Source organism: Lentibacillus sp. JNUCC-1, assembly GCF_009741735.1.
Lineage (GTDB): Bacteria > Bacillota > Bacilli > Bacillales > Amphibacillaceae > Lentibacillus_B.
The window spans coordinates 2,107,674-2,129,840 of sequence record NZ_WHOH01000001.1 but is presented as its reverse complement, the minus strand read 5'-3'; the positions used below and the strand labels follow the sequence as shown (position 1 = coordinate 2,129,840).

Here is a 22,167-nt window from a genome sequence, read left to right as displayed (position 1 = left end):
TGATGGGGAGTGGATGATATGTCACATATTAAGGAAGGCACATTGTTGTGGGAGCCTGATTCCAAGCGAAAACAAGCCTCCAACATACAGACCTATATGCAATGGCTTAAAGACAAACAGGGGAAGGATTTCAGCGGTTATCACGATCTATGGAAGTGGTCTGTCAACGATATTGAAGGATTCTGGGCGTCGATCTGGGATTACTTTGACCTGCAGTCAGATCATCCATACAAAACCGTACTCACGACACACGGCATGCCTGGAGCACGTTGGTTCCCGGAGACGACCGTCAATTACACAGAGCATATTTTCCGGGACCGCAATTGGGATGAACCGGCAATTATTCACGCTTCTGAAATGCGAAATACGGCGGAACTCTCTTGGGGTGAGCTCTACCGAAACACGGCCGCGGTTCAACAGACGTTAAAAATGCTCGGTGTACGAAAAGGCGATCGAGTGGTAGCGTACGTGTCGAATATACATGAAACCATTGCCTCGTTTTTAGCCGTGGCCAGTCTTGGAGCCATCTGGTCGAGTGCTTCACCTGACTTCGGCACTGAGAGTGTCATTGACCGATTCAAACAAATTGAACCAAAAGTGATGATCACCGTCGATGGATACAGCTATAATGGCAAAGCTTTTAACAGGTTGGATACCATTGAACAAATTCAAGACGAACTGCCGACACTCGAAGCCACGATCACCATCCCATTTTTAAATAAAGATGCTGATTTTTCTCAGTTAAAACAGCCTGTCCATTGGGAGGATATCGTTCAACACGCAAATGACAGCGAGGTGACTTATACCCGTGTGCCATTTAATGATCCGTTATGGGTACTCTTTTCTTCCGGCACAACTGGTGCACCAAAACCGATTGTACAAAGCCAGGGCGGGATTTTGCTTGAACACCTGAAAGCTCTCACCTTCCATATGGATCTCGGACCTGATGAACGCTTTTTCTGGTTTACAACGACCGGTTGGATGATGTGGAACTTTCTTGTGGGCGGTTTGCTTACAGGCAGTAGGATCATTTTATATGACGGGAGCCCTGGTTATCCCGATGTGAAAATGCTATGGGCGTTCGCTGAGGAAACAAAGATGACCGTCTTTGGAACGAGTGCCAGCTATATCACCGCATGCATGAAAGATGATACATTGAATCCAGGCGCACAATATGACTTATCCCATTTAAAAAATATCAGTTCAACCGGATCACCCCTTCCGCCTGAGGGTTTCCAATGGTGTTATGATCATGTAAAAGAAGATCTCTGGATTGCATCAGCCAGCGGTGGGACAGATGTTTGTACGGCATTTATTCTTGGCGTGCCTACATTGCCGGTGTATGCAGGGGAGCTCCAATGCCGCGGGCTAGGTGCAAAGATTGAAAGCTTTGATGACGAGGGGCGCCCATTGATTGAAGACGTTGGAGAACTTGTTCTGACAGAACCTTTCCCGTCCATGCCGATCTATTTTTGGAATGATCCTGACGGCAGCCGCATGCATGACAGTTATTTTGATATGTATGACGGAATTTGGCGGCATGGTGATTACTTGAAAGTTACCGACAGGGCACATGTGTGATCTATGGCCGCTCAGACGCCACCATTAACAAAGGCGGCATCCGGATTGGCACGAGTGAGATCTACAGGGCCGTTGACACCGTCTCGGGCATTGCTGACAGTTTGATCGTTGACGTCCCATATGGAGATGATTCCTTTGTGCCCTTGTTTGTTCAAATGAAGGACGGTTATGAACTGACCGATGAGGTAAAGCAATTCATTGTAAAAGAAATCAGAACCCAATGTTCACCACGCCATGCGCCAACAGCGATTTATGAGGTGTCCGATTTACCTGTGACGTTAAACGGCAAGAAGCTTGAGGTGCCGATTAAAAAGATTTTAATGGGGCAATCTCCTGATAAAGTCGTCAATCATGGTTCTTTGAAGAATCCTGAAACGCTTGAATACTTTGTCTCGTTTTCCAGGGATGAACTCAACAGGACAGAAACGAAAAATTAAATACGATAGAATAATCCCCTAAGTGCTGCCGTTGCACTTGGGGATTATTTTGTGATGACCTATCTGGAGTCCGAGATTCTGATGCGCCCTGTTGAGGTTTTCAGTTTAAAAGACTGTGTCCCATTGCCAATGACAGCTGTCTGCCTCGCACCCTGCCTATGAACATGTTCAAATGATAAGTTTGTACTGATGTTTTCAGGAGGCGCTGATATGTTAAAGGCAGCATCTGGCGTTTCTTCAAACGTAACGCTGATATGACCGCTTGTGGACGTTAAATCAAGCGAGCTGTCTCCTTTAACACCGAAATCCAGTTTACCAGAGCTGATACGCCCCATAGCATGACCGCTAAAACCATGTATTTTCGCATGACCTGAGGATAATTTAACCGTCCACTCAGCCGCTTGAATATTTTCACCTCTGATATGCCCAGACGATAGTTTGCATTCCACCTTGTCCCCAACTCGAATTTGCTCTAATCGCATATTTCCTGAGGACGCTTTCAGCAGCAATGAATTTGTTTTCAAGTTTAGGATGTTCATATTCCCCGAACTCAATATAACTTCTGCTTGATCACATTGTATATGGTGCATTTGCATATTTCCTGAAGAAGCTTTTAATGATATTTCCGGGGCGTTTATTTCAGCTAGCTCAATATTACCGGAAGTGGCTTGCAATGCAATCACTTCAGCCTGAATTTCACCCATTTGAATATTGCCGGATGTTGTTTTAACCGACCAGCGTTCTGCAACATCAGCCGGAACCGTAACTTGCAGACGACATGCAGGTAAAAAACCAAAATGAAAGTTTCTTTTCTTTTGGTCGGAACGTTTGGCATAGATCCGGCCCTGGTGATCATCGAAGTCGTGTTCCAGTTCAGGTCCTTCAGCAAAACTCTCCAATACCATATCCACTCTGTCTTGATTGTGAAGCTTAACCTCTACATTGGTCATGTCTGTTTCTATCATCAAATCCGTAAGATCACCAATTTCAACAGAGGCCTCCTTTATCGTCTTTTCAGGAGTATCGTGAACTTCCTTCCAGATGCTGTCTACCACCGTTTTAAAAACACTTTTTTTCTCCATCGTCACCCCGCCCCATCTTTTTGGTCTTATATTAAGTATACATAAGCCTTTTCAATGAAGCACCAAGCGTCGGAATGATTTTGTCTCAGTCCAGAGACTTATAAAAAACGTTCTTTATCTTCCACAGTTGGCAATGTGCACGCTTCTTTCTTGCCAAACCAGCGATACCTGTTTTTCGCAACCACATTATAGAAAAAGTCTCTAATCGGCCTGGGCACGAGCAAAAATGCATAGAAGATCTTCCAAGGGAAACGCAGATAGCGACACATTTTCAAAGCAGCTGTTGATTGAATAAAGGCCCTCCCTTGATCGATAAGGACAAAACTATCGGTATCCTGAGGCACACCATACTCAAGAAGCAGACGCTCCCCTACTTCACTTTGCAACGAAGCAAACTTAAAGTGACGGTGAGGGTCTCGCTTGATTATAAACTGCACACTCGCATCACAAAAATGACAAACCCCGTCAAACAATACAATGCCGCTCATTGCCCCCACCTCCTCTTAATCTTTTATACATGAACTGGCTATGTAGACAAATATGAATGATTTAAGAATTCACCAACAGAATTATTTTACGATGCCACTTTTTCACAACTGAGTTCGTTAACAGTCTTATCAATAAGGTCAGTCATTTCCTGAACAAACGATTTCAATGGCTGTCCCTGCCAGAGTAATAACGCGAGACTTTCAGCTTCAATCGCTTCTTGTGATGTTGCTTCTTTTAGCATAGTAACCTCCAAGTTATTATTAAGGTGACCATCTGCCAACCTCTATTATCTCGATAAAAATAGGCATAAACTTCCTTAGCAACTCATCTTATTATTCATTATCCAAATCATGATCGAGGAATGATTTCTTGGTCTCTTTAATCTCATGTTTCTCTTCTATAAATTGGCCAACAAATGATTTGTTAATGCCATCTTTTACAGCAGTAGAAATGACGATATACAAAATGAATAGGCCTATAATCCAGAGAATAATAGAACCTATCAGAGATCCTGCCATTTTTAAACCTCCCTCAATATTAGATGGGCCAGTCTTATCCTTTTCAGAGAACGAGACTGACCCAGATGTAAATCGTTATTCAATAATCAAATACCCGTAGCAAGCCCCGTCTTCCTTACTGTCGCCAGACTAACCAGCACGTAGGCCACGAAAGATGCAACGACCGGCATGACAACTGTGTGAAGGCCGAATGGGCTTGGGAAATAGTAATAAGACACGATATATAGACCGAGGCCGACAAACATGGATGTTAATGCCCCATATTTGTTACCCTTTTTCCAATACAATCCCATGATAACGGGCCAGAGGAATACAGCTTCCAGGCCGCCAAATCCAAATAGATTCAGCCAGATAATTAATTGCGGTGGGTCAATCGCCATAATAAAAACGATGACGCCGAGTAGAGCGGTAATCCCGATACTCATTCCTTTAATGCGCTTACCCGACGCTTTTGGATCAATATAGTTCAAATAGACATCCTTGACAACGGATGAACTGACCAGAAGAAGCAGTGAATCCACTGTAGACATGATGGCCGCCATCGGAGCTGCCAGAACCGCACCCGCGAGCCACGGCGGCATCACTTCAAGCGCAATGAGTGGCATGACTTTATCTCCGACTTCTATACCTGGTAGAATGGGACGGGCAAACACACCGATTAAATGCATATTCAGCATAATAAATCCAACAACAACCGTTCCAATGATAATCCCCCGGTGCATGGCCCGGGTGCTTTTATATGACATCGCCCTGACAGCGATTTGCGGTAGGGCAACAACGCCGACGCCGACTAGAATCCAAAAAGAGGATACATAGGCCGGTGTCAATGTTTTCTCAGCCCCGTACGGTGTAACCAGGTTGGGGTTCTCTGCCTGGAGGGCTGCCATGATGTTGGGGATCCCCCCACCTGCCATAATGACCGCAAAGAGTAAAATAAGCGTCCCAACAAACATAATCGTTCCCTGTATGGCGTCTGTAAGTGCAACGGCACGGAATCCTCCGATCGTGACATAGATCAGAACCGATGCAGCAAAGATAAATAAGGCTCCGAGATAAGACAGCCCTGTCAAGGATTCAATGAGACGTGCGCCCCCGATCCATTGAGCAGCCATTACCGAGAACAAAAATAAAATAATGCTGATTGCTGAGAGAAGCACTACCCATTTTGACTGGTAGCGTTCTTTCAAGAAGTCAACCATCGTTACTGAATCAAAACGACGCGTCACTATGGCGAATTTTTTGCCCAGAACCATAAGTACGAAATAACCTGTGGCAACCTGAGTCATCGCGAGCAGCACCCAGCCCAGTCCTTGAACATAAGCCGTTCCAGGACCGCCAATGAAGCTGCTGGCACTGCCATATGTAGCTGTCATGGTCATGGCGAGCATAAACCCGCCCATGCTGCGGCCGCCGAGAAAATAGTCATGTAAAAATGATGTTGATGTTTGCAAACGTCTGGATACCCAGAGACCGGAAACGAAAATGATTAACAGCAATAAAACCAATGGAAATAATGCCTGTGCATTCATTCGGACGGATCCTCCTCATCTTCAAGCGGCATATCGGTGAAAAACCCTTTTACAACAATGGTCACAAGCAAGACCATAACAACAAAACCGATCACACAGCTGTAAAAGAACCACTCTGGAAGACCCAATATGTATGAATACTCTTCAGGTGACGCATCTCCCAGGCCATATGCAAAACCATACCACCAAATAAAATTGAATAAAACAAGTCCAACGCCGATCAGCGCTTCTTTATTGGCGATTTCAAAGCGTTGATCAATCGTTTGTTTTGGATTTTCCATAAGACCTCTCCTCTCTACTACCTAACAATATAACGCAAAAACTAAAAAAGCGAAACATCTTTTTGAAAGCGGTTTTTTATACACCAAAAAGGCGTAATCCCTTAAAGGGGGATCACGCCTTTTGGGTGTTACATTTCCACTGTACGTGGCGGCTTTCTGACCAGTGCCATAATACCGGCAATCAGATAGAAAAGTGCACAGAATAATCCCATGAATGCTGTCGCGATTGTACTTATTACGGCTGTTACAATGAGAATAATCCCGGCTGCTTTCGGCATCTTATTGCCCTTGAGCATAAACATCGCCACAATCCCTAAAATAATTGCGATAATCGATACGACAATGACGTACCAGCCCAAGCCGCCTACAACGTCCAGAAGGTCATTAACCTCTTGAGCAGACATCGTTGGATCTTCATTGATCATTTCAGAAGTAACGTCATTTTTTATGTCTTCATTACTTCCGATCATGCGAATGAATATTCCTACAATTGCAAGGCCAGCATAAACAACAGCCCCCACAATACTCAGAATGACTTCCGCTGTTCTCTTCATCTTTCAATCCTCCCATACCCTATGATTCTATGTTCCGGTGATGAACACATTATGAACAATATACCATATGAACATAAAAGTATCGATCAATATTCAATTATAGGTGTCCATCAATCCGTGTGCTCTTTAATACGATATACATGAATGGGAAGTTTCATGTTATTTCTTTTTCTTTGGGACTTAGCCCATTATTCCCGGAAGTCATCCCACTTTGGACAATTGCACCATATGTTATAAGGAGAAAGCTTCAAGGAGGATAAATTTATGAATGATTTCGAGCACAATTTTCCACCGCATGATGATGAGCGTCAATTCAATACAGGTCAATTTCTAGGCGGATTTTTTCAGGGCTTATTTCCTGGCAATCCGTATGGTGGTTACCCCAACTACCCCGGCTATCCGGGGCCAGGTGGTTATCCAGGCGGTCCGATGCCGGAATTCCCTGGTGAGCCATTCCCAGGACAGCCGGGGGCGGGTTTCCCGGTCAGCCAGGAGGCGGCCCTACTGGTGGCCCACCAAGCAGTCCTCCCCCTTCCTTTACACCGCAAGAATCACAATATCAGCTTAAAGCTGTTGACCCCGGATCTATCCGCGGATGTATGTACCGCTACACGTATATTTGGCTGAGAAGACATTCGTTCTGGTTCTATCCGGTCTACATCGGTCGTGAATCAATCGCAGGATACAGGTGGTACGGAAACCGTTGGGTTTATTATGGCATTGATCTCGATCGCATCAGATCTTTCCAGTGCTATTAAACAAAGATTTTAAAAAGGTGCACCTGATAAAATCAGGGCACCTTTTTTACCTTGAGTGCCGGACTAGCCACTCATTCTAGTGATTAGGGACTTAACCCCGAGGTAAATCAAAACAGCGGCGAATACAACGACAGCCAGACTGCCGACGATTGCCAGAAAATCAGCAATGCCTTGTGTGATCGCTGCTGATGCTGGAACATTTGCAAGCGCAAATCCTGCCAACATCGCTGCCAGGTACAATAACACAAGCTGATACATCATCATCCCTCCTCATCATTCAGTGTATGAAGAAGAGTTGATTCGTGACTAAACACATTCTGTCATAATGAAAAAACGCGCTTATGTCATAAACGCGTTTTCAAGAGCATACTAATTTTTCTCTTCAATAATATGATCAACGGTAGATTCAACTTCTTGACGGCTCATTTTCTCTCGACCGCTACGCATAGCGTCAAGTGTTTTTTTGGCCAGTGCCAGAGGGATTTTACAGAATAACATAATGTTGCGTGTCTTAATAGCTTTCATATACTCATCAGCCAGTGCAAGGTTGTTTTCAGCATAGGCGAACACCTCATCACGTCCCCAGCCTTCAGGGATAAACCGGACACCTCGTTCAGCATAATCCTCATCCTGGTTTCTCAGAATGTTCACCGCTTGAAGCCCACGACCATAGCCAATGGCCAAGTCACGGTCAGTTTTCGTGTCATCATACCATTCCCAGATGTCCGATAGCATGACACCAACAAGTCCAGCCACATAATAAGTATAATCATCCAAGTCTTCTCTTGTCTTGATGTCCCAGTCCTGGCGTGCCCACTTGGCCATACCCGTCGCCATTTCACTCGTGGAAGATTTCACCTTACCCACGATTTCCGGCGGACATACAGTCAGCCAGTCTGCAAGTCTGAGAGATACTTCGGGCAATATATGTTCATATGGTTTGAGTAGGTTACGATATGCTTTTTCGTCGAATTGCGGCTGATCGAGAAGGACTTGTGTTTCATCCAGCAAACGTGCTTTTGTGTCATTATCAAGATCTTCATGGTCTTCAATTTCATCGATTGCGCGCATGCAAAGGTAAGCTGATCCGACAGTGTTTTTCAAAACAGGTTTCAGCAATGTAATTGGTATGTAAAATGTCCTGCTGGTCAATTTAAGCATATTCATAGCGTCTTTTTGCAATTCTTTATCTTTCTTCAACATCATTGTCCTCCTTGACCTTATTGGTCTCTTTCAGTATACCAAAAATTGCTCCATAACCCTATTAAGAAATTTTGGTGCCATTTTCAACTGGATCATCAGGCCTTAACAAGACCACGTCATCTTTTCCAGGGGTGCCGCCAACAACCAGTACTTCGGATTTGTACCCAGCAATCCTCATAGGTGGGAAGTTTACCACCGCTGCCACTTGCCGCCCAATGAGGTCTTTGGGCTCGTACCTTTTCGTAATCTGGGCAGAAGATTGCTTAATACCCAGTTCAGGACCGAAATCCACCTTTAATTTAATAGCAGGTTTTCGCGCTTCAGGAAATGGTTCAGCCTCGATCACTGTGCCGATTCGCATGTCCAGCTCCATAAAATCTTCTATTGTTGCCATAAACATACCTCCTAAGTATTTTGTCATATATATTTACTTTCTTCTGGCATTCTTTAATGTGATCACAAAGGCAAGCAGGGCACCGACCAATGCTATTATGGCCAAAATAATTGAAGCAGCAAACATAGCGTGCACCCCTTTCTCTCATTTAAGGATACCAAAACTGGCGCAAATGCGCTAACATTCAAGTATTCACTGCTGGCCCGCAGCTTGTATTTCTTTCTGTTTACGTATATCATAAGAAAGGCAACATGAGGATTTTCACAAAGAAAGGCGTTATATAAGATGGATAAAAAGGTTTACTTCTTTATGATTGTATCGTTTGTTGTCGGTATGGTGGAATTAATCATCGGCGGCATACTCGATCTCATAGCAGATGATTTGCAGATCAGTCTGGGTCAAGCAGGATTTTTAATTACGATATTCTCGCTTATCTTCGCGATTGCCGGACCGATTCTTTTATACATGACTTCAAATATCGAACGGAAAAAACTCACGCTGATGTCGCTTGTGGTGTTTCTGGCAGGAAACATCGTAACCGTGTTCAGTCCGACCTATTCGATTGTTTTCCTTGGACGGATCATTTCAGCGATCAGCGGGGCACTGCTCATTATTTTATGTCTTGTGATGGCACCGAGTGTCGTGGAACCAAGATATCGCGGCCGGGCGATCGGCGTGGTGTCAATGGGTGTGAGCGGTTCCCTCGTACTTGGCGTTCCGATTGGCCTTGTCATTGGCAATGCTTTTGGATGGCGGGCGCCGTTTGTATTAATCACCATCCTGACAATACTTGCGATGATTGGGTTATGATCTTGATGGAGCGTGTTCCGGCGCGCCCTCCCGTACCAATCCGGACACAGCTTGCCACACTGAAAAATCGGAATGTGCTTTTTTCACATTTGACGACGTTTCTCTTCCTGGCTGGACATACAACTCTTTACGCCTATTTACGCCCCTTTTTGACCGAAACGATGGGGCTTGAGGGAACGATGATCAGTGTCGTTTATTTCGTGTTTGGAATTGCAGCGGTCAGTGGCGGTGGAATCGGCGGCGCTCTTTCAGATACACTTGGTACCAGACGAACAATTCTTGGATGTATTATACTATTTGCTTTGTCGATCTTCGCTATACCTTATAGCACATTTGCAGTCAGTCTCTTCTTGCTTGTGACAGTGATATGGGGGCGTTGAGCTGGGCAATCACGCCGGCGATGCAGAGTTTCCTGATTCAAACCGCTCCTGAAACATCTGATATACAGCAAAGCCTGAATAACTCCGCTCTTCATTTTGGGATCGCATTTGGGTCTTTTATTGGCGGTATCGCCATCGAACGAATGGCAGTCGTTCACAATGCGACGTTAGGCGGTTTGCTCGTAATATTGTCCTTTGGAACCGCGCTTCTTGCCATCCGCGCGGGTTCTACAAAACAAACAGCACAGGGGTCATAACCATGATTCCCTGTGTTTTTCGTTGTACGAATCGTTATAATTACTAATCACAATTGCGGTAAACTGCGAACTAACTTATGACTGCCTCATGCAGCCGCTCGGGGAAAACACTCCGCGTCCAGTGGGCACTGATGAGCCTCCTCGCGCTGAAAGATCTGCTCGTCGTGTTGCAAGTTACTTCAATGGTGTCGCACTCCTCGCAACTCGTAGCGTATTCGGTGAGGTTATGCTCGTCGCTGTGGGGTCTCATTTAGGCTTTTGCTCCCACGGGAGTCTCCGTGTTTTCCCCGAGCTAGTTGAGTGGCGCTCACCTTCCTGCTGGCCTTCTTAAGCAGAAGGATCGTCCAAGCCATTGACAAACATAAAGTGATTGGAGCGGAGGGAAGTCGACTCCTGCGGGAACAGCACGAGTCCGAAGACCCCACAGCGAGTACATTAAGGAGGGTCGGCTAAAACCGCCCTTTGCGGGCAACGTCGACATACCCCTTGCCGGGGCAAGGAGGCTGAGGCCGTGCCCGCGGCTAGAAGACACTGTGAAAGTGATTTTCTTGAACAGATGTCGCACTTGAGCTGTTATAAAGTTAAAGCGACTTCCCGCAGCGCAAATCACGATTCTCTCATTGTGGTGGTTAGTTGCCAGAAGCAGTCATTTCAAGTTTTCACTGGTTCGCATTTTGTGTCGATTGTTCTTTAAGTGATGGTGTTTGTTAAACTTGGTGCTTTGTGGCGTATTTGGATTGATACATGGCGATGTCGGCTTTTTTGCATAGCTGTTCGACGTTTGTGCCGTCGTCGGGAGCAAATGATAGGCCGAGGCTGGCAGAGATGTGCAGGTTCGCCCATGCTTGATTTTCGGCAATAAGTCGCTGAACGTCATGAGCTATCTTATCGGCAACTTCATGAGCGCCAGAGCGATTTGTGTCTATCACCACAATCAAAAATTCATCGCCTCCAAACCGGAATGCCTGGTCTTTTGCAGTCAGATTCTCGTTAATAATCCGGGCGACCTCCCGTAGCATTCGGTCACCTTCATCATGGCCCAAATAATCATTGACTTGTTTAAAGTTATCTAGGTCCATCATTATAAATGCTGTCATCTCATTCTTGCTTACATTGCCTTTCCGGTTATAATCGGCAAATGCCGCCCGGTTTCGGAGCCCTGTCAATTCATCGTGAAACGCCAGATGCATGGGAGTCGATACCCATTTGACAATTAAATAAGACAACAATATGCTTACAACCACCACACTAAGCAATTGGATTAGGAAAACCCGTTTAAAGTGAAGCAGCGTTTGATTTAGTTCATCATGGTTGTATATAATTTCAATCGCTTTTTGTTGCGTCGTGCCTTTATCGAATTCTGAAGCATATGGGACATATCTGAATGTCGTAAGGTCTTTCCCTTTTACCTCTCTAATTTGATTGACATTAAGGCTTTCTTCAAAAGCTTTGCGTCTCTCCGGGGTCAGATGCTGCTCGGAAGTTGGCATTCCAAATGTCTGCCCCCCAGATTCAGCACATGGATGTCGTCGACGAGATCGTATTTGTCTACCAATGTTTTAATCTCACCAAAGATGTTAAACTGCTGAAAAATATCATCAGTATCCAGATATTTGCCCAGTTGTATTAAATACTCCCCATCGTCTGTCCCCGCATAGCTGTACTTTTTAACACGTCCGCTAGACTGTTCGATGTCCATCCCGTCATGGTGGAACTCTCTCAAACGACGTCTTTCTTCCAGCATTGGAATGAGCTTGGAACAACAAGCATTAAAATTAAGTCCTATATCTGGTTCATAACTGCTCGCAATAATGGTGTTCTGTTTATCAATTATGTAAATATCCATACCCGTCTGGTCTTTAAGTTCTGCATAATTCCATGATCTGACATCAGGTTCTGTCTTATACAGGTTAAGAAGCTCAGCAGTTGTTTCTCTCATTTGCTCAGCCGTGTTTTGATCGAAGAAATAATACGCTTTTTCGATTGTATGTAGAGATGCCTCAGCGGAATCTTCAATTTTCTCAAGCCGGAGCTGATTATTATGTTCAGTTGTTTCCTTCAATCTGTTATAATCTACTGTTAAGATTGTTATTGTTACAACACAAGCAAAAGATATCATCAATATAAATAATTTCAGTCCAAAATGGCGAATCACTGCTTAGGCGCCTACTTTCCATTTTTTAAGTTAGTTACATGTGCCCGTGTCTTTAGACCTAATTCACGGGCGTATATATTCTATCCGAAACCTACATAGCTCGCAAGGTTTCCGTTTTAATAATATAAAATCGTTATCATTGTAACATAATAATCGCTATTGCCTTCCAATTTATACCATATTTAATTTCAAAGTACACACAGAACATGGCGTATCTTCTGCAAAACTTTTATAATGTTATTTAAGAGAGAGATCCTGTACTTGCAATGAAGTAAAAAATCCAATACCAAAAGGTGAGTCGAATGAACACAAAAACATTCAGTCGCTTTATGAAATTCATGGGTGGCCGTGATTTAGCTTATGGATTGCTCATACTAATATTACTTGGCATTACAATCTATATTTACAATAAAGTATCGTTTATCTTCCATCCATTAATTGTTATCTTTTCGACGATCGTACCGCCAGTTATTCTGGCATTTATTGCTTACTACTTAATTAATCCTATTGTTAATCTGTTGGAAAAAGCGCATATTAAGCGCGTATGGGGCATTCTTATCATTATTCTCGGTATCAGCGGACTTTTAACAGGGGTCATTTTACTCTCGGCGCCTGCCATTGATGAGCAGGTAACAGACCTGGCACAGAAATTTCCTAAGTACATTACAAAGATGGCCGATGATTTTCAAAAATGGGTGAACCATTCGTTTCTTGGTCCGTATTATGATCAAGGCTATGAATGGGTGACCAGTCATTTAAGTGATCTTCCTTCTAAAATTACGACCTATTTGGGCGGCGCCGTCGAAGGGATCCGCAACGTGGCCAGCACCTTGACCCACATTGTTGTGGCGATAGTGACGTTCCCATTTATTCTATTTTTCCTGCTGAAAGATGGGGACCGATTCAAGCAATATTGCATTAATATTTTGCCGCCAAAATACAGAAATGATTTGAATCAGATTTTGAACAATATGGACGTGCAGGTCGGATCTTATATTCAGGGCCAGATTATTGTAGCGACTTGTATCGGTGTGCTTTTGTTCATCGGGTATTTGGTTATCGGACTTGAGTTTGCTCTGACGCTTGCCATAATTGCAGCTGTTACCAGTGTTGTCCCATATCTAGGACCTATGATTGCGATTTCGCCTGCTGTGATTATTGCGATTGTGGACTCACCATTTATGCTTTTAAAGCTTGCGATCGTGTGGGCAGCTGTTCAATTTCTTGAGGGTCATTTTATTTCGCCGAATATTATGGGCCGCACAATGAAGATCCACCCATTGACGATCATTATCGTACTGCTGGTTGCGGGGAATTTGTTCGGACTTGTTGGGGTGATTCTCGGGATCCCGGGCTATGCGATTGTTAAAGTGATCGTGCAATATTTGTACGGGAAATTCAAGAGACGGTACAACCGCTTTTACGGTGACGAGTATGGAGAGTATGAAATTAAGGGAGATCATAACGCCTAATTTTCCTGCTGGGGTGATGGTATGTGGATTTTGCTCGATGTTCTTGAGGTTCTTTTCTTTTCAATTGATATGCGAAACCCTGAGGAACACGATATCAATCGAAACATTGCTTATTTGAAAAAAGAACAGTGGTTTCAAGATTTACTTAACGATTCTGCCAATCAGCGTGTTGTCACAAGAAACAAGCAGGTGCGTAAAGTGATCGGGCGCATGAATCCTGATAAAATGCACCGTGCTGTCTATCATGATCGCCAACAAACGAAAATCACACACACGATATTGAAAAATACAGGTTAATCTTTTTGTAAAAGAACTGGAAGGAGGCTTCATATGAACCAACGTGCAACACTTCTTGCAGGACTTGTGATCGTGATCTGGGCTTCGTCTTTTGCCGGTGTAAAAGCAAGCCTGCTTGGCGGATACACACCGGCCCATTTGGTGCTCGTCCGTTTTCTGGTTGCATCAGCTCTTTTTATGCTGTATGCCCTACTGCCAGGTGTTCATTTAAAACTTCCACGAAAAAAAGATTTACTTCGAATTGGTGTGCTTGGATTTTTGGGCATTACGGTTTATCACTCTGCATTAACGTTTGGTGTCCAGACCATCACAGCAGGCAGTGCCAGTTTGATCGTTGGTTCTGCCCCCATCTTCACTGCCATCATTGCCTCCATCGCTCTCAGAGAACGGATGGAATTATTCAGCTGGATTGGGTTAGGTGTCGGGTTTTCTGGCCTTTTGCTTATTACATTTGGATCATCACAATCAGCGTTCTCCCTTTCAGGAGGAACGCTGATTGTCCTTGTAGGCACGATCGCAACCTCTTTTTTCTTTGTGTTCCAAAAACCGTTATTCAAACGTTACAAACCGATTGAACTGACGGCTTATTTCACGTGGGCCGGAACCCTGCCAATGCTTGTATTTATGCCCGGACTCGGCGGTAATCTCATGGAAGCGACGACTGGTGCTCACATAGCAGCCTTGTTTGTGGGGATATTCCCTGCCGCTATTGCATACGCCATGTGGGCCACGGCCCTATCATACGGCAATGCCGGCCCGGTTACTGCAATGATGTATCTGGAACCTGCCATTGCCATTCTAATTGCCTGGATATGGCTGGATGAATGGCCGAGTGTGCTTTCATTAACTGGCGGCGCCATAGCAATTTCAAGCGTCTTTATCGTGAACTTTTTCGGGAGAAAGCGGTATGGAAAGAGAGGGAATGCCAAGTGAGCCCCTCAGGAATTTCGAGCTGAATATCGTTGTTAGGACCACAAGACAGCCATTACCGTACTAATGAGCGGGAAAGCCCATTCCTTCAGGTGTGGGATGAGAGCGAATATATTAAGACATGATCTTAAAAATAAAAGGTTCAAAACAATTAAAATAAAACTGGAACATATGTTCTTGATTTGATATAATACAGTTGAGGAGGTGAAATGGTGCCAACAATTTCTCTGAAAGTAGAATTGCTAAAGCCGACAATAGAAAAACAAAATGTGTATCAAACAATGACACAAACAAACACGGATTTCGCTAATTGGCTTTTAACTTATGACGATCTGAACAAAGCGACATCCAAAGTATTCAAGCTGTTCTCATCCAACAAACAACTGCCCTCAGCAGTTGTTAATCAAACGATTCGGGACGTGAAAAGTCAAAAGAGACACCAAAAAGCGAAAAAATATAAACGGCTCTGGTGTGCTTTCAATAACCAAAACGCCAAAATAGAATATGACAGGCTTTATAAAATCAGCTTCCCGACACTTGAAAAACGTATCGGCGTGCCTTTGGTCGTCCGACCGTTTCAGCAAAAATGGCTCGATAAGATTTTAAACGGTGAAGCCAAACAAGGTACGGTTGACCTTTTTAAAAAGAGAGGCCGCTGGTTTGTGACAATTGCCATTTCCTATGACGTAGAAAAAACGACCAATGAGAAGGTATTGGGTATTGACCTTGGGTTGAAAAACATCGCCACATGCAGTGTCGGCACGAAAAGTTTATTTTTTAAAGGCAATCAAATAGCCTTCAAAAGAAGAAGATTTTCTTCAAGAAGACGCCAGCTGGGCAAGCTGAAAAAACTTCAAGCTATCAAAAAATCAAAAGATAAAGAGTCCCTTTGGATGAGAGAAATGAATCATACCATATCCCGTCGAATCATACGGTTTGCCAGGTCCAACGGTGTTGGACTGATCAGAATGGAAGATTTGACAGGTATTCGCATGGCTAAATCAAAAAAAGAAGCAGGCAGAAACCTAAACAATTGGAGTTTCCATCAGCTTCAGACATTCATTCAGTATAAAGCAGAAATGGCAGGCATCACGGTTGAATATGTCGTGCCAAATTATACATCGCAAACATGTAAATGCGGAAATTGTGACAAGCAAAACCGCAATGGTTTGAGGTTCAAATGTAAAAAGTGCAGCTATAAAAACCACGCGGATTTAAATGCAAGCATCAATATCGCAAAAGCCCTGTCAGGCATCTCCAAACATAAACAAGTTATATAACTCGTGTACCGGTAACAGGTATACCGCCAATTGCGGTACAATTCATAACGCAGTTGGACGGGGCCATGGCAGCCCCCTTAACTTGAGGCTAGTTCAAAACCGAAAGGGACCGCGAACGTCTTAGCACTCGAGAATCCCACTGCTTTAGCTGTGGGAGTGTCAATTGTTATCATCTGATGGTTCTTGTTCGCCTGGGTCCAGTTCTTCCGAAAATTCCGTTTGAAGTTGACCAGTCCATGCTGGTGTGGTCGCGGTAGTCTTCTCCTCTGTTTGTTCTAAAATCATCCGATGAATAAAAGGTTCCACGAACGATATGAAAAATGCTGCCGTTAGTGAAAGTGCCATAATTGGCTGGTCTGTCCCAATCGAATAATTCCCAAGCAGCCACAACCCGACAAACAGTAAGGCGAAATCGCTCAGGGTTGCTGTAAGATTGCCCGCTGTTCTCAAAATGAGCACGTCTCCAATGACATATGTCGTTACAGTCATAATAAGACTGATCAGCAGCAAATTAGGAATCGTCGTCGCGTTTGTCATCCCAAAGATTGAAAGCACCAATACTGAAATTGCAATAAATTTAATTCCAAGTATTTTTAAATGATTCATTTTGCATCCCGTCCTTTTTACGAATATATAAGTAGTATTTGCCAATTGAAGAGAATTATAACGATGTTTGACAAATGAACGGGGATTCGCTTAGATGGAGAAAGAATGTACCTTAGGGAGCGATGGAACAGTGATGATTTTTGTGGATGCTGATGCAAGTCCAGTTAATAATATAGTAATAGAAGAAGCTCAAAAGGAAGGTTTACCTGTAAAGCTCGTGAAAAGTATTAACCATTTTTCACATGATGAGAAACAGCCTGGTGTTGAAACAATCTATGTCGATGCTGGAGCAGATGCCGCAGATTACCGAATTACGGGGCTCGTTGCGCGGGGGGATATTGTCATAACACAAGATTACGGACTCGCCAGTCTATGTTTGGCAAAAGGCTGCTACGTCCTGCATCATAAGGGTTTTGCTTATACGGCTGATAATATTGACCGCCTCCTGACCATGCGTCATGCTGGTGCCAAAGCACGCCGCGCTGGTTATAAAACGAAAGGTCCTAAGGCGCTTACTGATGAGGACAAGAATACTTTTCGAAGGCTGTTGGTCCAAACGATTAAACGCGCCGATCAACGGGAAGAGTGACTATAAAAATGAACTGTATGGAATAGGAGTGCTTGATGTATGGATTTGCAGCCACCTTTTCAACCATTGCCGCCGGAATTTTACCAACAACCGACGTTAGAACTGGCTCGGTCACTGGTCGGACATATCCTTGTGAAAGATACCGAGGAAGGCCTAACCGCTGGTGTTATCGTGGAAACAGAAGCATACTTAGGTGAGCATGACCAGGCTGCACATAGCTTCGGCAAACGCCGGACAAAGCGGACAGAAATCATGTTCAGCGAACCCGGGCATGTGTACACCTACACCATGCACACCCACTGCCTCATTAATGTGGTCGCCGCCGAACCCGGCAACCCCCAGGCCATCCTGATCCGGGCAGTAGAGCCAGTGTACGGCATCGAATTGATGCAGGCCCGTCGTCCTGTTGATAAAATGAAAAATCTCACCAACGGGCCAGGCAAGCTCACAAAAGCCATGGGTATTGAGATGAGTGACTATGGCCGGACATTTTTCCAGCCGCCACTCATCATTGCGGAGGGGGCGTCTGTTGAAAACATCGCAACAGGCCCACGCATTGGCATAGACAACTCCGGGCCCGCGAAGGATTACCCGTATAGATTTTGGATAAAGGACAACCCTTACCGGTCGAGGTAGGATTTCCCAGTAAATAGAAAAAGCTCATGCCAGGGGATTCGTGCTTGGCATGAGCTTTTGAGCGTCGTAATGAACGGCTTGAGCGAAGAAATTTTCAGCCCGAGCGAAGAAATAATCCTAATGAACGAAGAAATTATCGGCCCGAGCGGAGAAATAATCCTAATGAACAAAGAAATTATCAGCCCGAACGAAGAAATTAAATTCATAAATGAAGCATTAAGGTGTGTGTGTGTGTGTGTGTGTGTGTGAAGCTTTAATTCTGCTCCTCTCTCTCGTTTCTCCACTCGTCAATGTAAAGATCTACAGGGTCCAAAGTCATGCCAGAAGGAATTCGGATGTAAAGCATTTGAGTACTGAACATTCGTCCATCCTCCACGTCTATCCAAGGATCATCCTCACTCGCCACGATCCTATCCCCACTATCAAAATGCGAGTCATTTGAAAACTCTTCTTTAATTTCGGCAAACCAGTCGTCTTGAGTAAACTGCCTAATTGTAAACTCTTGCTTCATCATGGATATTTCTTCTTGTTTTCGCCTTGGCGTTTCCACAATAAGTCCGTTACTCTCCAGATTTACCGAGGTTTCTGGAATCAACCCTGTTGTGATATCAATTCCCTCAATCACATTAGGGGTCACATACAACGTTGCTTCAATTATACCGTCATTTTCTTTTTTAGTCTCAACAACCACATTCAAGTTATCCTGCTCTTCACCATGAACGATAAGATTCAACTCTTGAGCATCTGTTTCCATTTTCCATTCATCCACCGTGTAATCCTGAAGTTCATCCTTAAAATGATCCATCTCAGATGTCATGTATAAACTCGGCACCTTTTCTTTTTCAAAAACCCGCTCCGACACGACATCAGATTCAGCTTGAAGCGGGAGAAAAAATGAAACGACAAACGCCGCTACTAAAACAATGGCATACAACGAGAGCACCCAATTTCTAATCACATCGTTTCTTTTACCAAGTCTGGATATCCGAATGCCAAGCACAACAACCATAGCAATTACAAATAACATAATGGTAATTGGCATCAAACTTTGTAAAGCAAACATCAGGCTCTAACCTCCTTTTTCCCTAACAAGAAGAACGCCCCGGTAAACAACACGACAGCCGTAATCGCTGTTTTCAAGATAAATAACAGCAGATTTGTTTCTCCAGCATAAAATATAAAGATTTCCCCTATGACTGAGGTATCTATAGTCCATTCATCAAAAAACAAAGCGCCAACGAACAGTACAGGAAGTAAAAAGATAAATACGCGATGCAGCTGAACCATACTCCCGATCAAATACCCCAACGCACCAAACATCAATAAATAAAACGTTGCGCCTAGAATACCAATTAATGGATCTAAAACAGGTGAGACGTCATCAATCATCCCTATGAAATTGTCTTTTTCTGTAAGATAAAATGTCAAAATCCTATATAAGTAATTGACCAAAGTAGCAGTAACAGCCCCGATCACACTTGCAGTTATCAAAAACAATATATTAGCAATGTGCTGAGATGTGTGGTTAGTGACAAAGAGAAAATCATCTTCACGATATGCTCGTGTCATCATAGTTATGGCGTTGATGGTAACCCACAAAAAAGTGAAAATTAAAATCACATCACCTGTGTATGAATTCAAGGACACATACATGCCGTATCCCCCGCCGCCACTAGAACTGACAGGGCCGCTCGAAAACAACAATGCCATAAGCTGCAACACAACGAGAGAGGTAAACACCTGATGATATGCTTTCAGTTTATAGCGATACTGTTTCCAAACCACTTGCCCCATCGTCACTTTATTTGAAGACATCATCAATTCCCCCTTTCGCTTTGGCTGTCAGGTATATACACGCATCACTCGGGCTTATCGGGGCTACTTGGATGCCCATTTTTTCAGCCTGATCTATCGGAAAGTCACGCTTGACAACCGCTTGCATTGTCTCTGTTGCGATCTGTTTTTTATCATGCACCGTCTTATCATACAACCATTGTCCAAGCACAGCAGACGGCCCTGTCAGGCGCACTGCATATTCCTGCAGCTCCTCTATGGGCAGGTGGAGAACCTTTTTCCCCTCATCAAGCAAAAGGACATCTTCAAGCATATGGTCCAGCTCATTTAAGTAATGGCTTGATACAATAATGGTCCGCGGATGCGCGAGATAATCCTTTAAGAGCAGCCTGTAGAAGTCTTTCCTTACCGAAGCATCCATCCCTGTCGTTGGCTCATCCAATATGGTCAAAGGCGAACGGGACGCCAGCCCAAAAATAATATTGAACGTTGTTTTCTTACCTTTTGACAGCCGCTTGTGCTTTTGTTTGGCAGGCAGGGCAAAGTAAGTCATCAGCTTCTGGGCAAATTCCATATCCCAGTTATGATAAAACCGTTCGCCTTCTTTTAGTAATTCACCTAATGTCAATGCATCAGGAAAGACCATGTGATCATCTACTAAGATGCTGTTTGCAGAGACGTCCAGACTAGTAAATGGCCGTTTCCCAAACACCATAGCCTCTCCTGATGTTTCTTTTAAGAAGCCCGCGAGGATTTTCAACAGGGTTGTTTTACCCGCTCCATTGCGCCCAATGAGGCCCGTAATGGTATTTGGCTTGATTTCAATCGTTAAATCCCAAAGTGCATAATTGCTATGAAACGTTTTTCCCAGTGTCTTTGTCTGTATAATTGGCGCCTCCATTTACTTCTCCCCCTTAAAATCATCAATTGTTTCCTGAAGCATATCGATCAATTCTTTATGATCAATTTGCAGATGCTGAGCTTCAGACACAACTTCGCGAAGCATCCGCTTTAATGTTTCATTCTTTCTTTTCTCCAAAACGCGGTCTCGGGCCTGGTCTGTTACGAACTTTCCTAAACCGCGTTTGTTGTATAGAATGTCTTCCTCAAATAACATATTTAACCCCTTGGCAGCAGTGGCGGGGTTGATGTTAAACATGTCGGCGAGCGTATATTGGGAGTGGACTTTATCATGCGGCTTAAACTGCCCATTCAATATCTCATTTTCAATCCACTCAGCAATTTGTATGTAAATGGGTTTCGTGCCATTCATATCAAGCAAGCGCATACGCCCCCTTTCTTTAAGTGATTCAGTGCATTAGTTGTGTAATGTAGTGTATTACGCCGTTCCGAAATTGTCAATACAAAAAATGCTTCCTCAATTAGAAGAAGCATTGTAAAGCAGTTGTTATACGGATTTTTTTTGATCGGGAAAGACAGTGTAGGACCAGGATGCAATCGTATCTATTGCAAAGACAACGGACCACACCTTACTGATCTGGGCAATCGTTTCATGCGTATAAGGCGACCCTTCCGCACCTTCATTGGCAAACCAGGAGAAGTCAGTCAGGTAATAAATGAAACTATGACTCTGGTCCCCGACATTCAGCCAAAACATATAATGTACCACGATAAAAATAGAGGCATGAATATACCACCACAACCGATTTTTTCGGGCAATGACAGCAGGATCCTTAGCCCGCTCCATCTGTTCAATATCTTTTTCAGTCAGGAGTTGTACTCCACGCCATTTCCCGACTTTTTCCTTGATATATCGATCGAGTTTTTTGAAGTCATTGATGCCAAACGTTACCGCATAGATCAGGAAAATCCCCACCACGATCTGGAAATTGGAAATCTCACCGGTTTCGTTGTAAACCAGCCAGGCTAGGGCGGCTTCTATAATCATGGTCAAGAGGAATAGACCCAGAAACCATCTGCTCAGTCTAACTTTAGAAAATGCATACCTCAGCAGCAAAAAAGCAATCAAAAAAAGAGATGACAGCACTTCAAGGCTGATAAACACTTCCCATTGATAAGTTACAAATCGACTCGTCATCACGTATCCCCGCTTATTTAATATTTCCTTATTTGAGTATGACGGAAGGGGTTAAGTTTAGCAACCTTGTTGTCGG

General features: G+C 43.9%; 24 protein-coding genes and 3 pseudogenes. 9 read left to right on the top strand and 18 right to left on the bottom strand.

Translation table 11 applies throughout. The features are described 5' to 3' along the window. The first annotated feature begins 18 nt into the window (after positions 1 to 18). Positions 19 to 2,018 (top strand): annotated as a pseudogene (locus JNUCC1_RS10035) (acetoacetate--CoA ligase). Positions 2,019 to 2,077: 59 nt separating this feature from the next. Here JNUCC1_RS10035 and JNUCC1_RS10030 read toward each other — a convergent pair. From JNUCC1_RS10030 to JNUCC1_RS10000, 7 genes are all read right to left on the bottom strand, one after another. Continuing rightward, positions 2,078 to 3,100, bottom strand: a complete 1,023-nt coding sequence (locus tag JNUCC1_RS10030) for a DUF4097 family beta strand repeat-containing protein (protein WP_156645273.1) — start codon at positions 3,098 to 3,100, stop codon at positions 2,078 to 2,080. Between the two features lie 98 nt (positions 3,101 to 3,198). Beyond that, entirely contained in the window at positions 3,199 to 3,588 is a 390-nt protein-coding gene (locus tag JNUCC1_RS10025) for a thiol-disulfide oxidoreductase DCC family protein (protein WP_156645272.1), read from the bottom strand. 86 nt (positions 3,589 to 3,674) lie between these two features. Beyond that, the gene (locus JNUCC1_RS10020) at positions 3,675 to 3,830 is read right to left on the bottom strand and encodes a hypothetical protein (protein WP_156645271.1); all 156 of its coding nucleotides are present in this window, start codon (positions 3,828 to 3,830) and stop codon (positions 3,675 to 3,677) included. Positions 3,831 to 3,921: 91 nt separating this feature from the next. Further along, positions 3,922 to 4,107 (bottom strand): hypothetical protein, encoded by a 186-nt coding sequence (locus JNUCC1_RS10015; RefSeq protein WP_156645270.1) that lies wholly within the window; start codon positions 4,105 to 4,107, stop codon positions 3,922 to 3,924. 86 nt (positions 4,108 to 4,193) lie between these two features. Further along, on the bottom strand, positions 4,194 to 5,636 hold the full coding sequence (gene panF / locus JNUCC1_RS10010) for a sodium/pantothenate symporter (protein ID WP_156645269.1): 1,443 nt from the start codon (positions 5,634 to 5,636) through the stop codon (positions 4,194 to 4,196). Beyond that, entirely contained in the window at positions 5,633 to 5,917 is a 285-nt protein-coding gene (locus JNUCC1_RS10005) for a YhdT family protein (RefSeq protein ID WP_156645268.1), read from the bottom strand. The genes panF and JNUCC1_RS10005 overlap by 4 nt, the downstream gene beginning before the upstream one ends. Before the next feature lie 128 nt (positions 5,918 to 6,045). Then, positions 6,046 to 6,471, bottom strand: a complete 426-nt coding sequence (locus tag JNUCC1_RS10000; RefSeq protein ID WP_156645267.1) for a DUF4064 domain-containing protein — start codon at positions 6,469 to 6,471, stop codon at positions 6,046 to 6,048. A gap of 264 nt (positions 6,472 to 6,735) precedes the next feature. On the opposite strand from JNUCC1_RS10000, the pseudogene JNUCC1_RS09995 reads away from it, so the two are divergent. Beyond that, a pseudogene (locus JNUCC1_RS09995) lies at positions 6,736 to 7,229 on the top strand (hypothetical protein). Between the two features lie 63 nt (positions 7,230 to 7,292). On the opposite strand, the gene JNUCC1_RS09990 reads toward JNUCC1_RS09995, so the two are convergent. From JNUCC1_RS09990 to csaA, 3 genes are all read right to left on the bottom strand, one after another. Beyond that, positions 7,293 to 7,493: a hypothetical protein gene (locus JNUCC1_RS09990; protein ID WP_231784113.1), complete on the bottom strand. Its 201-nt coding sequence runs from the start codon at positions 7,491 to 7,493 to the stop codon at positions 7,293 to 7,295. 105 nt (positions 7,494 to 7,598) lie between these two features. Further along, positions 7,599 to 8,432: a squalene/phytoene synthase family protein gene (locus JNUCC1_RS09985; RefSeq protein ID WP_197431694.1), complete on the bottom strand. Its 834-nt coding sequence runs from the start codon at positions 8,430 to 8,432 to the stop codon at positions 7,599 to 7,601. A 61-nt stretch (positions 8,433 to 8,493) separates the two neighbouring features. Further along, positions 8,494 to 8,826 (bottom strand): chaperone CsaA, encoded by a 333-nt coding sequence (gene csaA, locus JNUCC1_RS09980; RefSeq protein ID WP_156645266.1) that lies wholly within the window; start codon positions 8,824 to 8,826, stop codon positions 8,494 to 8,496. Positions 8,827 to 9,111: 285 nt separating this feature from the next. On the opposite strand from csaA, the pseudogene JNUCC1_RS09975 reads away from it, so the two are divergent. Next, positions 9,112 to 10,273: pseudogene (locus tag JNUCC1_RS09975) on the top strand (MFS transporter). Positions 10,274 to 10,980: 707 nt separating this feature from the next. Here JNUCC1_RS09975 and JNUCC1_RS09970 read toward each other — a convergent pair. Beyond that, entirely contained in the window at positions 10,981 to 11,763 is a 783-nt protein-coding gene (locus JNUCC1_RS09970; protein WP_156645265.1) for a GGDEF domain-containing protein, read from the bottom strand. Beyond that, positions 11,739 to 12,392, bottom strand: coding sequence for a hypothetical protein (locus JNUCC1_RS09965; protein WP_197431693.1), 654 nt, complete (start codon positions 12,390 to 12,392; stop codon positions 11,739 to 11,741). Before JNUCC1_RS09965 ends, JNUCC1_RS09970 begins: the two co-directional genes overlap by 25 nt. A 338-nt stretch (positions 12,393 to 12,730) precedes the next feature. Here JNUCC1_RS09965 and JNUCC1_RS09960 point away from each other — a divergent pair, with 338 nt between their 5' ends. The 4 genes from JNUCC1_RS09960 to JNUCC1_RS09945 all read left to right on the top strand — a co-directional run bounded on the left by JNUCC1_RS09960 (position 12,731) and on the right by JNUCC1_RS09945 (position 16,407). Next, positions 12,731 to 13,900 (top strand): AI-2E family transporter, encoded by a 1,170-nt coding sequence (locus JNUCC1_RS09960; protein ID WP_156645263.1) that lies wholly within the window; start codon positions 12,731 to 12,733, stop codon positions 13,898 to 13,900. Between the two features lie 21 nt (positions 13,901 to 13,921). Continuing rightward, positions 13,922 to 14,197, top strand: a complete 276-nt coding sequence (locus tag JNUCC1_RS09955) for a hypothetical protein (RefSeq protein ID WP_156645262.1) — start codon at positions 13,922 to 13,924, stop codon at positions 14,195 to 14,197. 33 nt (positions 14,198 to 14,230) lie between these two features. Continuing rightward, positions 14,231 to 15,130: a DMT family transporter gene (locus JNUCC1_RS09950; protein WP_156645261.1), complete on the top strand. Its 900-nt coding sequence runs from the start codon at positions 14,231 to 14,233 to the stop codon at positions 15,128 to 15,130. A gap of 209 nt (positions 15,131 to 15,339) precedes the next feature. Then, positions 15,340 to 16,407 (top strand): RNA-guided endonuclease InsQ/TnpB family protein, encoded by a 1,068-nt coding sequence (locus JNUCC1_RS09945; protein WP_331713739.1) that lies wholly within the window; start codon positions 15,340 to 15,342, stop codon positions 16,405 to 16,407. 159 nt (positions 16,408 to 16,566) lie between these two features. Here the strand turns inward: JNUCC1_RS09945 and JNUCC1_RS09940 are convergent, their stop codons facing one another. Then, entirely contained in the window at positions 16,567 to 17,013 is a 447-nt protein-coding gene (locus JNUCC1_RS09940; RefSeq protein WP_156645259.1) for a DUF2512 family protein, read from the bottom strand. Positions 17,014 to 17,143: 130 nt separating this feature from the next. On the opposite strand from JNUCC1_RS09940, the gene JNUCC1_RS09935 reads away from it, so the two are divergent. Both JNUCC1_RS09935 and JNUCC1_RS09930 read left to right on the top strand, forming a co-directional pair. Beyond that, complete coding sequence (locus JNUCC1_RS09935; protein WP_331713698.1) at positions 17,144 to 17,602, top strand: YaiI/YqxD family protein; 459 nt, start codon at positions 17,144 to 17,146, stop codon at positions 17,600 to 17,602. Between the two features lie 39 nt (positions 17,603 to 17,641). Next, positions 17,642 to 18,238 (top strand): DNA-3-methyladenine glycosylase, encoded by a 597-nt coding sequence (locus JNUCC1_RS09930; RefSeq protein WP_156645257.1) that lies wholly within the window; start codon positions 17,642 to 17,644, stop codon positions 18,236 to 18,238. A gap of 253 nt (positions 18,239 to 18,491) precedes the next feature. Here the strand turns inward: JNUCC1_RS09930 and JNUCC1_RS09925 are convergent, their stop codons facing one another. The 5 genes from JNUCC1_RS09925 to JNUCC1_RS09905 all read right to left on the bottom strand — a co-directional run bounded on the left by JNUCC1_RS09925 (position 18,492) and on the right by JNUCC1_RS09905 (position 22,091). Further along, positions 18,492 to 19,301 (bottom strand): hypothetical protein, encoded by an 810-nt coding sequence (locus JNUCC1_RS09925; RefSeq protein ID WP_156645256.1) that lies wholly within the window; start codon positions 19,299 to 19,301, stop codon positions 18,492 to 18,494. Further along, positions 19,301 to 20,056, bottom strand: coding sequence for a hypothetical protein (locus JNUCC1_RS09920; RefSeq protein WP_156645255.1), 756 nt, complete (start codon positions 20,054 to 20,056; stop codon positions 19,301 to 19,303). The genes JNUCC1_RS09925 and JNUCC1_RS09920 overlap by 1 nt, the downstream gene beginning before the upstream one ends. Next, positions 20,040 to 20,933: an ATP-binding cassette domain-containing protein gene (locus tag JNUCC1_RS09915; protein ID WP_156645254.1), complete on the bottom strand. Its 894-nt coding sequence runs from the start codon at positions 20,931 to 20,933 to the stop codon at positions 20,040 to 20,042. Before JNUCC1_RS09915 ends, JNUCC1_RS09920 begins: the two co-directional genes overlap by 17 nt. Beyond that, positions 20,934 to 21,320 carry a GntR family transcriptional regulator gene (locus tag JNUCC1_RS09910; RefSeq protein WP_156645253.1) on the bottom strand — a complete coding sequence of 129 codons (387 nt, stop codon included), beginning with the start codon at positions 21,318 to 21,320 and terminating at the stop codon, positions 20,934 to 20,936. Positions 21,321 to 21,440: 120 nt separating this feature from the next. After that, a complete protein-coding gene (locus JNUCC1_RS09905; protein ID WP_231784112.1) occupies positions 21,441 to 22,091 on the bottom strand; it encodes a hypothetical protein in 651 nt (216 codons plus the stop codon). Positions 22,092 to 22,167: the final 76 nt, after the last annotated feature.

Bases quoted from the DNA above. Each gene is read 5' to 3' on its own strand.
- JNUCC1_RS10030 (WP_156645273.1), bottom strand. From the start codon at position 3,100: ATGGAGAAAAAAAGTGTTTTTAAAACGGTGGTAGACAGCATCTGGAAG.
- JNUCC1_RS10025 (WP_156645272.1), bottom strand. From the start codon at position 3,588: ATGAGCGGCATTGTATTGTTTGACGGGGTTTGTCATTTTTGTGATGCG.
- JNUCC1_RS10020 (WP_156645271.1), bottom strand. From the start codon at position 3,830: ATGCTAAAAGAAGCAACATCACAAGAAGCGATTGAAGCTGAAAGTCTC.
- JNUCC1_RS10015 (WP_156645270.1), bottom strand. From the start codon at position 4,107: ATGGCAGGATCTCTGATAGGTTCTATTATTCTCTGGATTATAGGCCTA.
- panF (WP_156645269.1), bottom strand. From the start codon at position 5,636: ATGAATGCACAGGCATTATTTCCATTGGTTTTATTGCTGTTAATCATT.
- JNUCC1_RS10005 (WP_156645268.1), bottom strand. From the start codon at position 5,917: ATGGAAAATCCAAAACAAACGATTGATCAACGCTTTGAAATCGCCAAT.
- JNUCC1_RS10000 (WP_156645267.1), bottom strand. From the start codon at position 6,471: ATGAAGAGAACAGCGGAAGTCATTCTGAGTATTGTGGGGGCTGTTGTT.
- JNUCC1_RS09990 (WP_231784113.1), bottom strand. From the start codon at position 7,493: ATGATGATGTATCAGCTTGTGTTATTGTACCTGGCAGCGATGTTGGCA.
- JNUCC1_RS09985 (WP_197431694.1), bottom strand. From the start codon at position 8,432: ATGTTGAAGAAAGATAAAGAATTGCAAAAAGACGCTATGAATATGCTT.
- csaA (WP_156645266.1), bottom strand. From the start codon at position 8,826: ATGGCAACAATAGAAGATTTTATGGAGCTGGACATGCGAATCGGCACA.
- JNUCC1_RS09970 (WP_156645265.1), bottom strand. From the start codon at position 11,763: ATGCCAACTTCCGAGCAGCATCTGACCCCGGAGAGACGCAAAGCTTTT.
- JNUCC1_RS09965 (WP_197431693.1), bottom strand. From the start codon at position 12,392: ATGATATCTTTTGCTTGTGTTGTAACAATAACAATCTTAACAGTAGAT.
- JNUCC1_RS09960 (WP_156645263.1), top strand. From the start codon at position 12,731: ATGAACACAAAAACATTCAGTCGCTTTATGAAATTCATGGGTGGCCGT.
- JNUCC1_RS09955 (WP_156645262.1), top strand. From the start codon at position 13,922: ATGTGGATTTTGCTCGATGTTCTTGAGGTTCTTTTCTTTTCAATTGAT.
- JNUCC1_RS09950 (WP_156645261.1), top strand. From the start codon at position 14,231: ATGAACCAACGTGCAACACTTCTTGCAGGACTTGTGATCGTGATCTGG.
- JNUCC1_RS09940 (WP_156645259.1), bottom strand. From the start codon at position 17,013: ATGAATCATTTAAAAATACTTGGAATTAAATTTATTGCAATTTCAGTA.
- JNUCC1_RS09930 (WP_156645257.1), top strand. From the start codon at position 17,642: ATGGATTTGCAGCCACCTTTTCAACCATTGCCGCCGGAATTTTACCAA.
- JNUCC1_RS09925 (WP_156645256.1), bottom strand. From the start codon at position 19,301: ATGTTTGCTTTACAAAGTTTGATGCCAATTACCATTATGTTATTTGTA.
- JNUCC1_RS09920 (WP_156645255.1), bottom strand. From the start codon at position 20,056: ATGATGTCTTCAAATAAAGTGACGATGGGGCAAGTGGTTTGGAAACAG.
- JNUCC1_RS09915 (WP_156645254.1), bottom strand. From the start codon at position 20,933: ATGGAGGCGCCAATTATACAGACAAAGACACTGGGAAAAACGTTTCAT.
- JNUCC1_RS09910 (WP_156645253.1), bottom strand. From the start codon at position 21,320: ATGCGCTTGCTTGATATGAATGGCACGAAACCCATTTACATACAAATT.
- JNUCC1_RS09905 (WP_231784112.1), bottom strand. From the start codon at position 22,091: ATGACGAGTCGATTTGTAACTTATCAATGGGAAGTGTTTATCAGCCTT.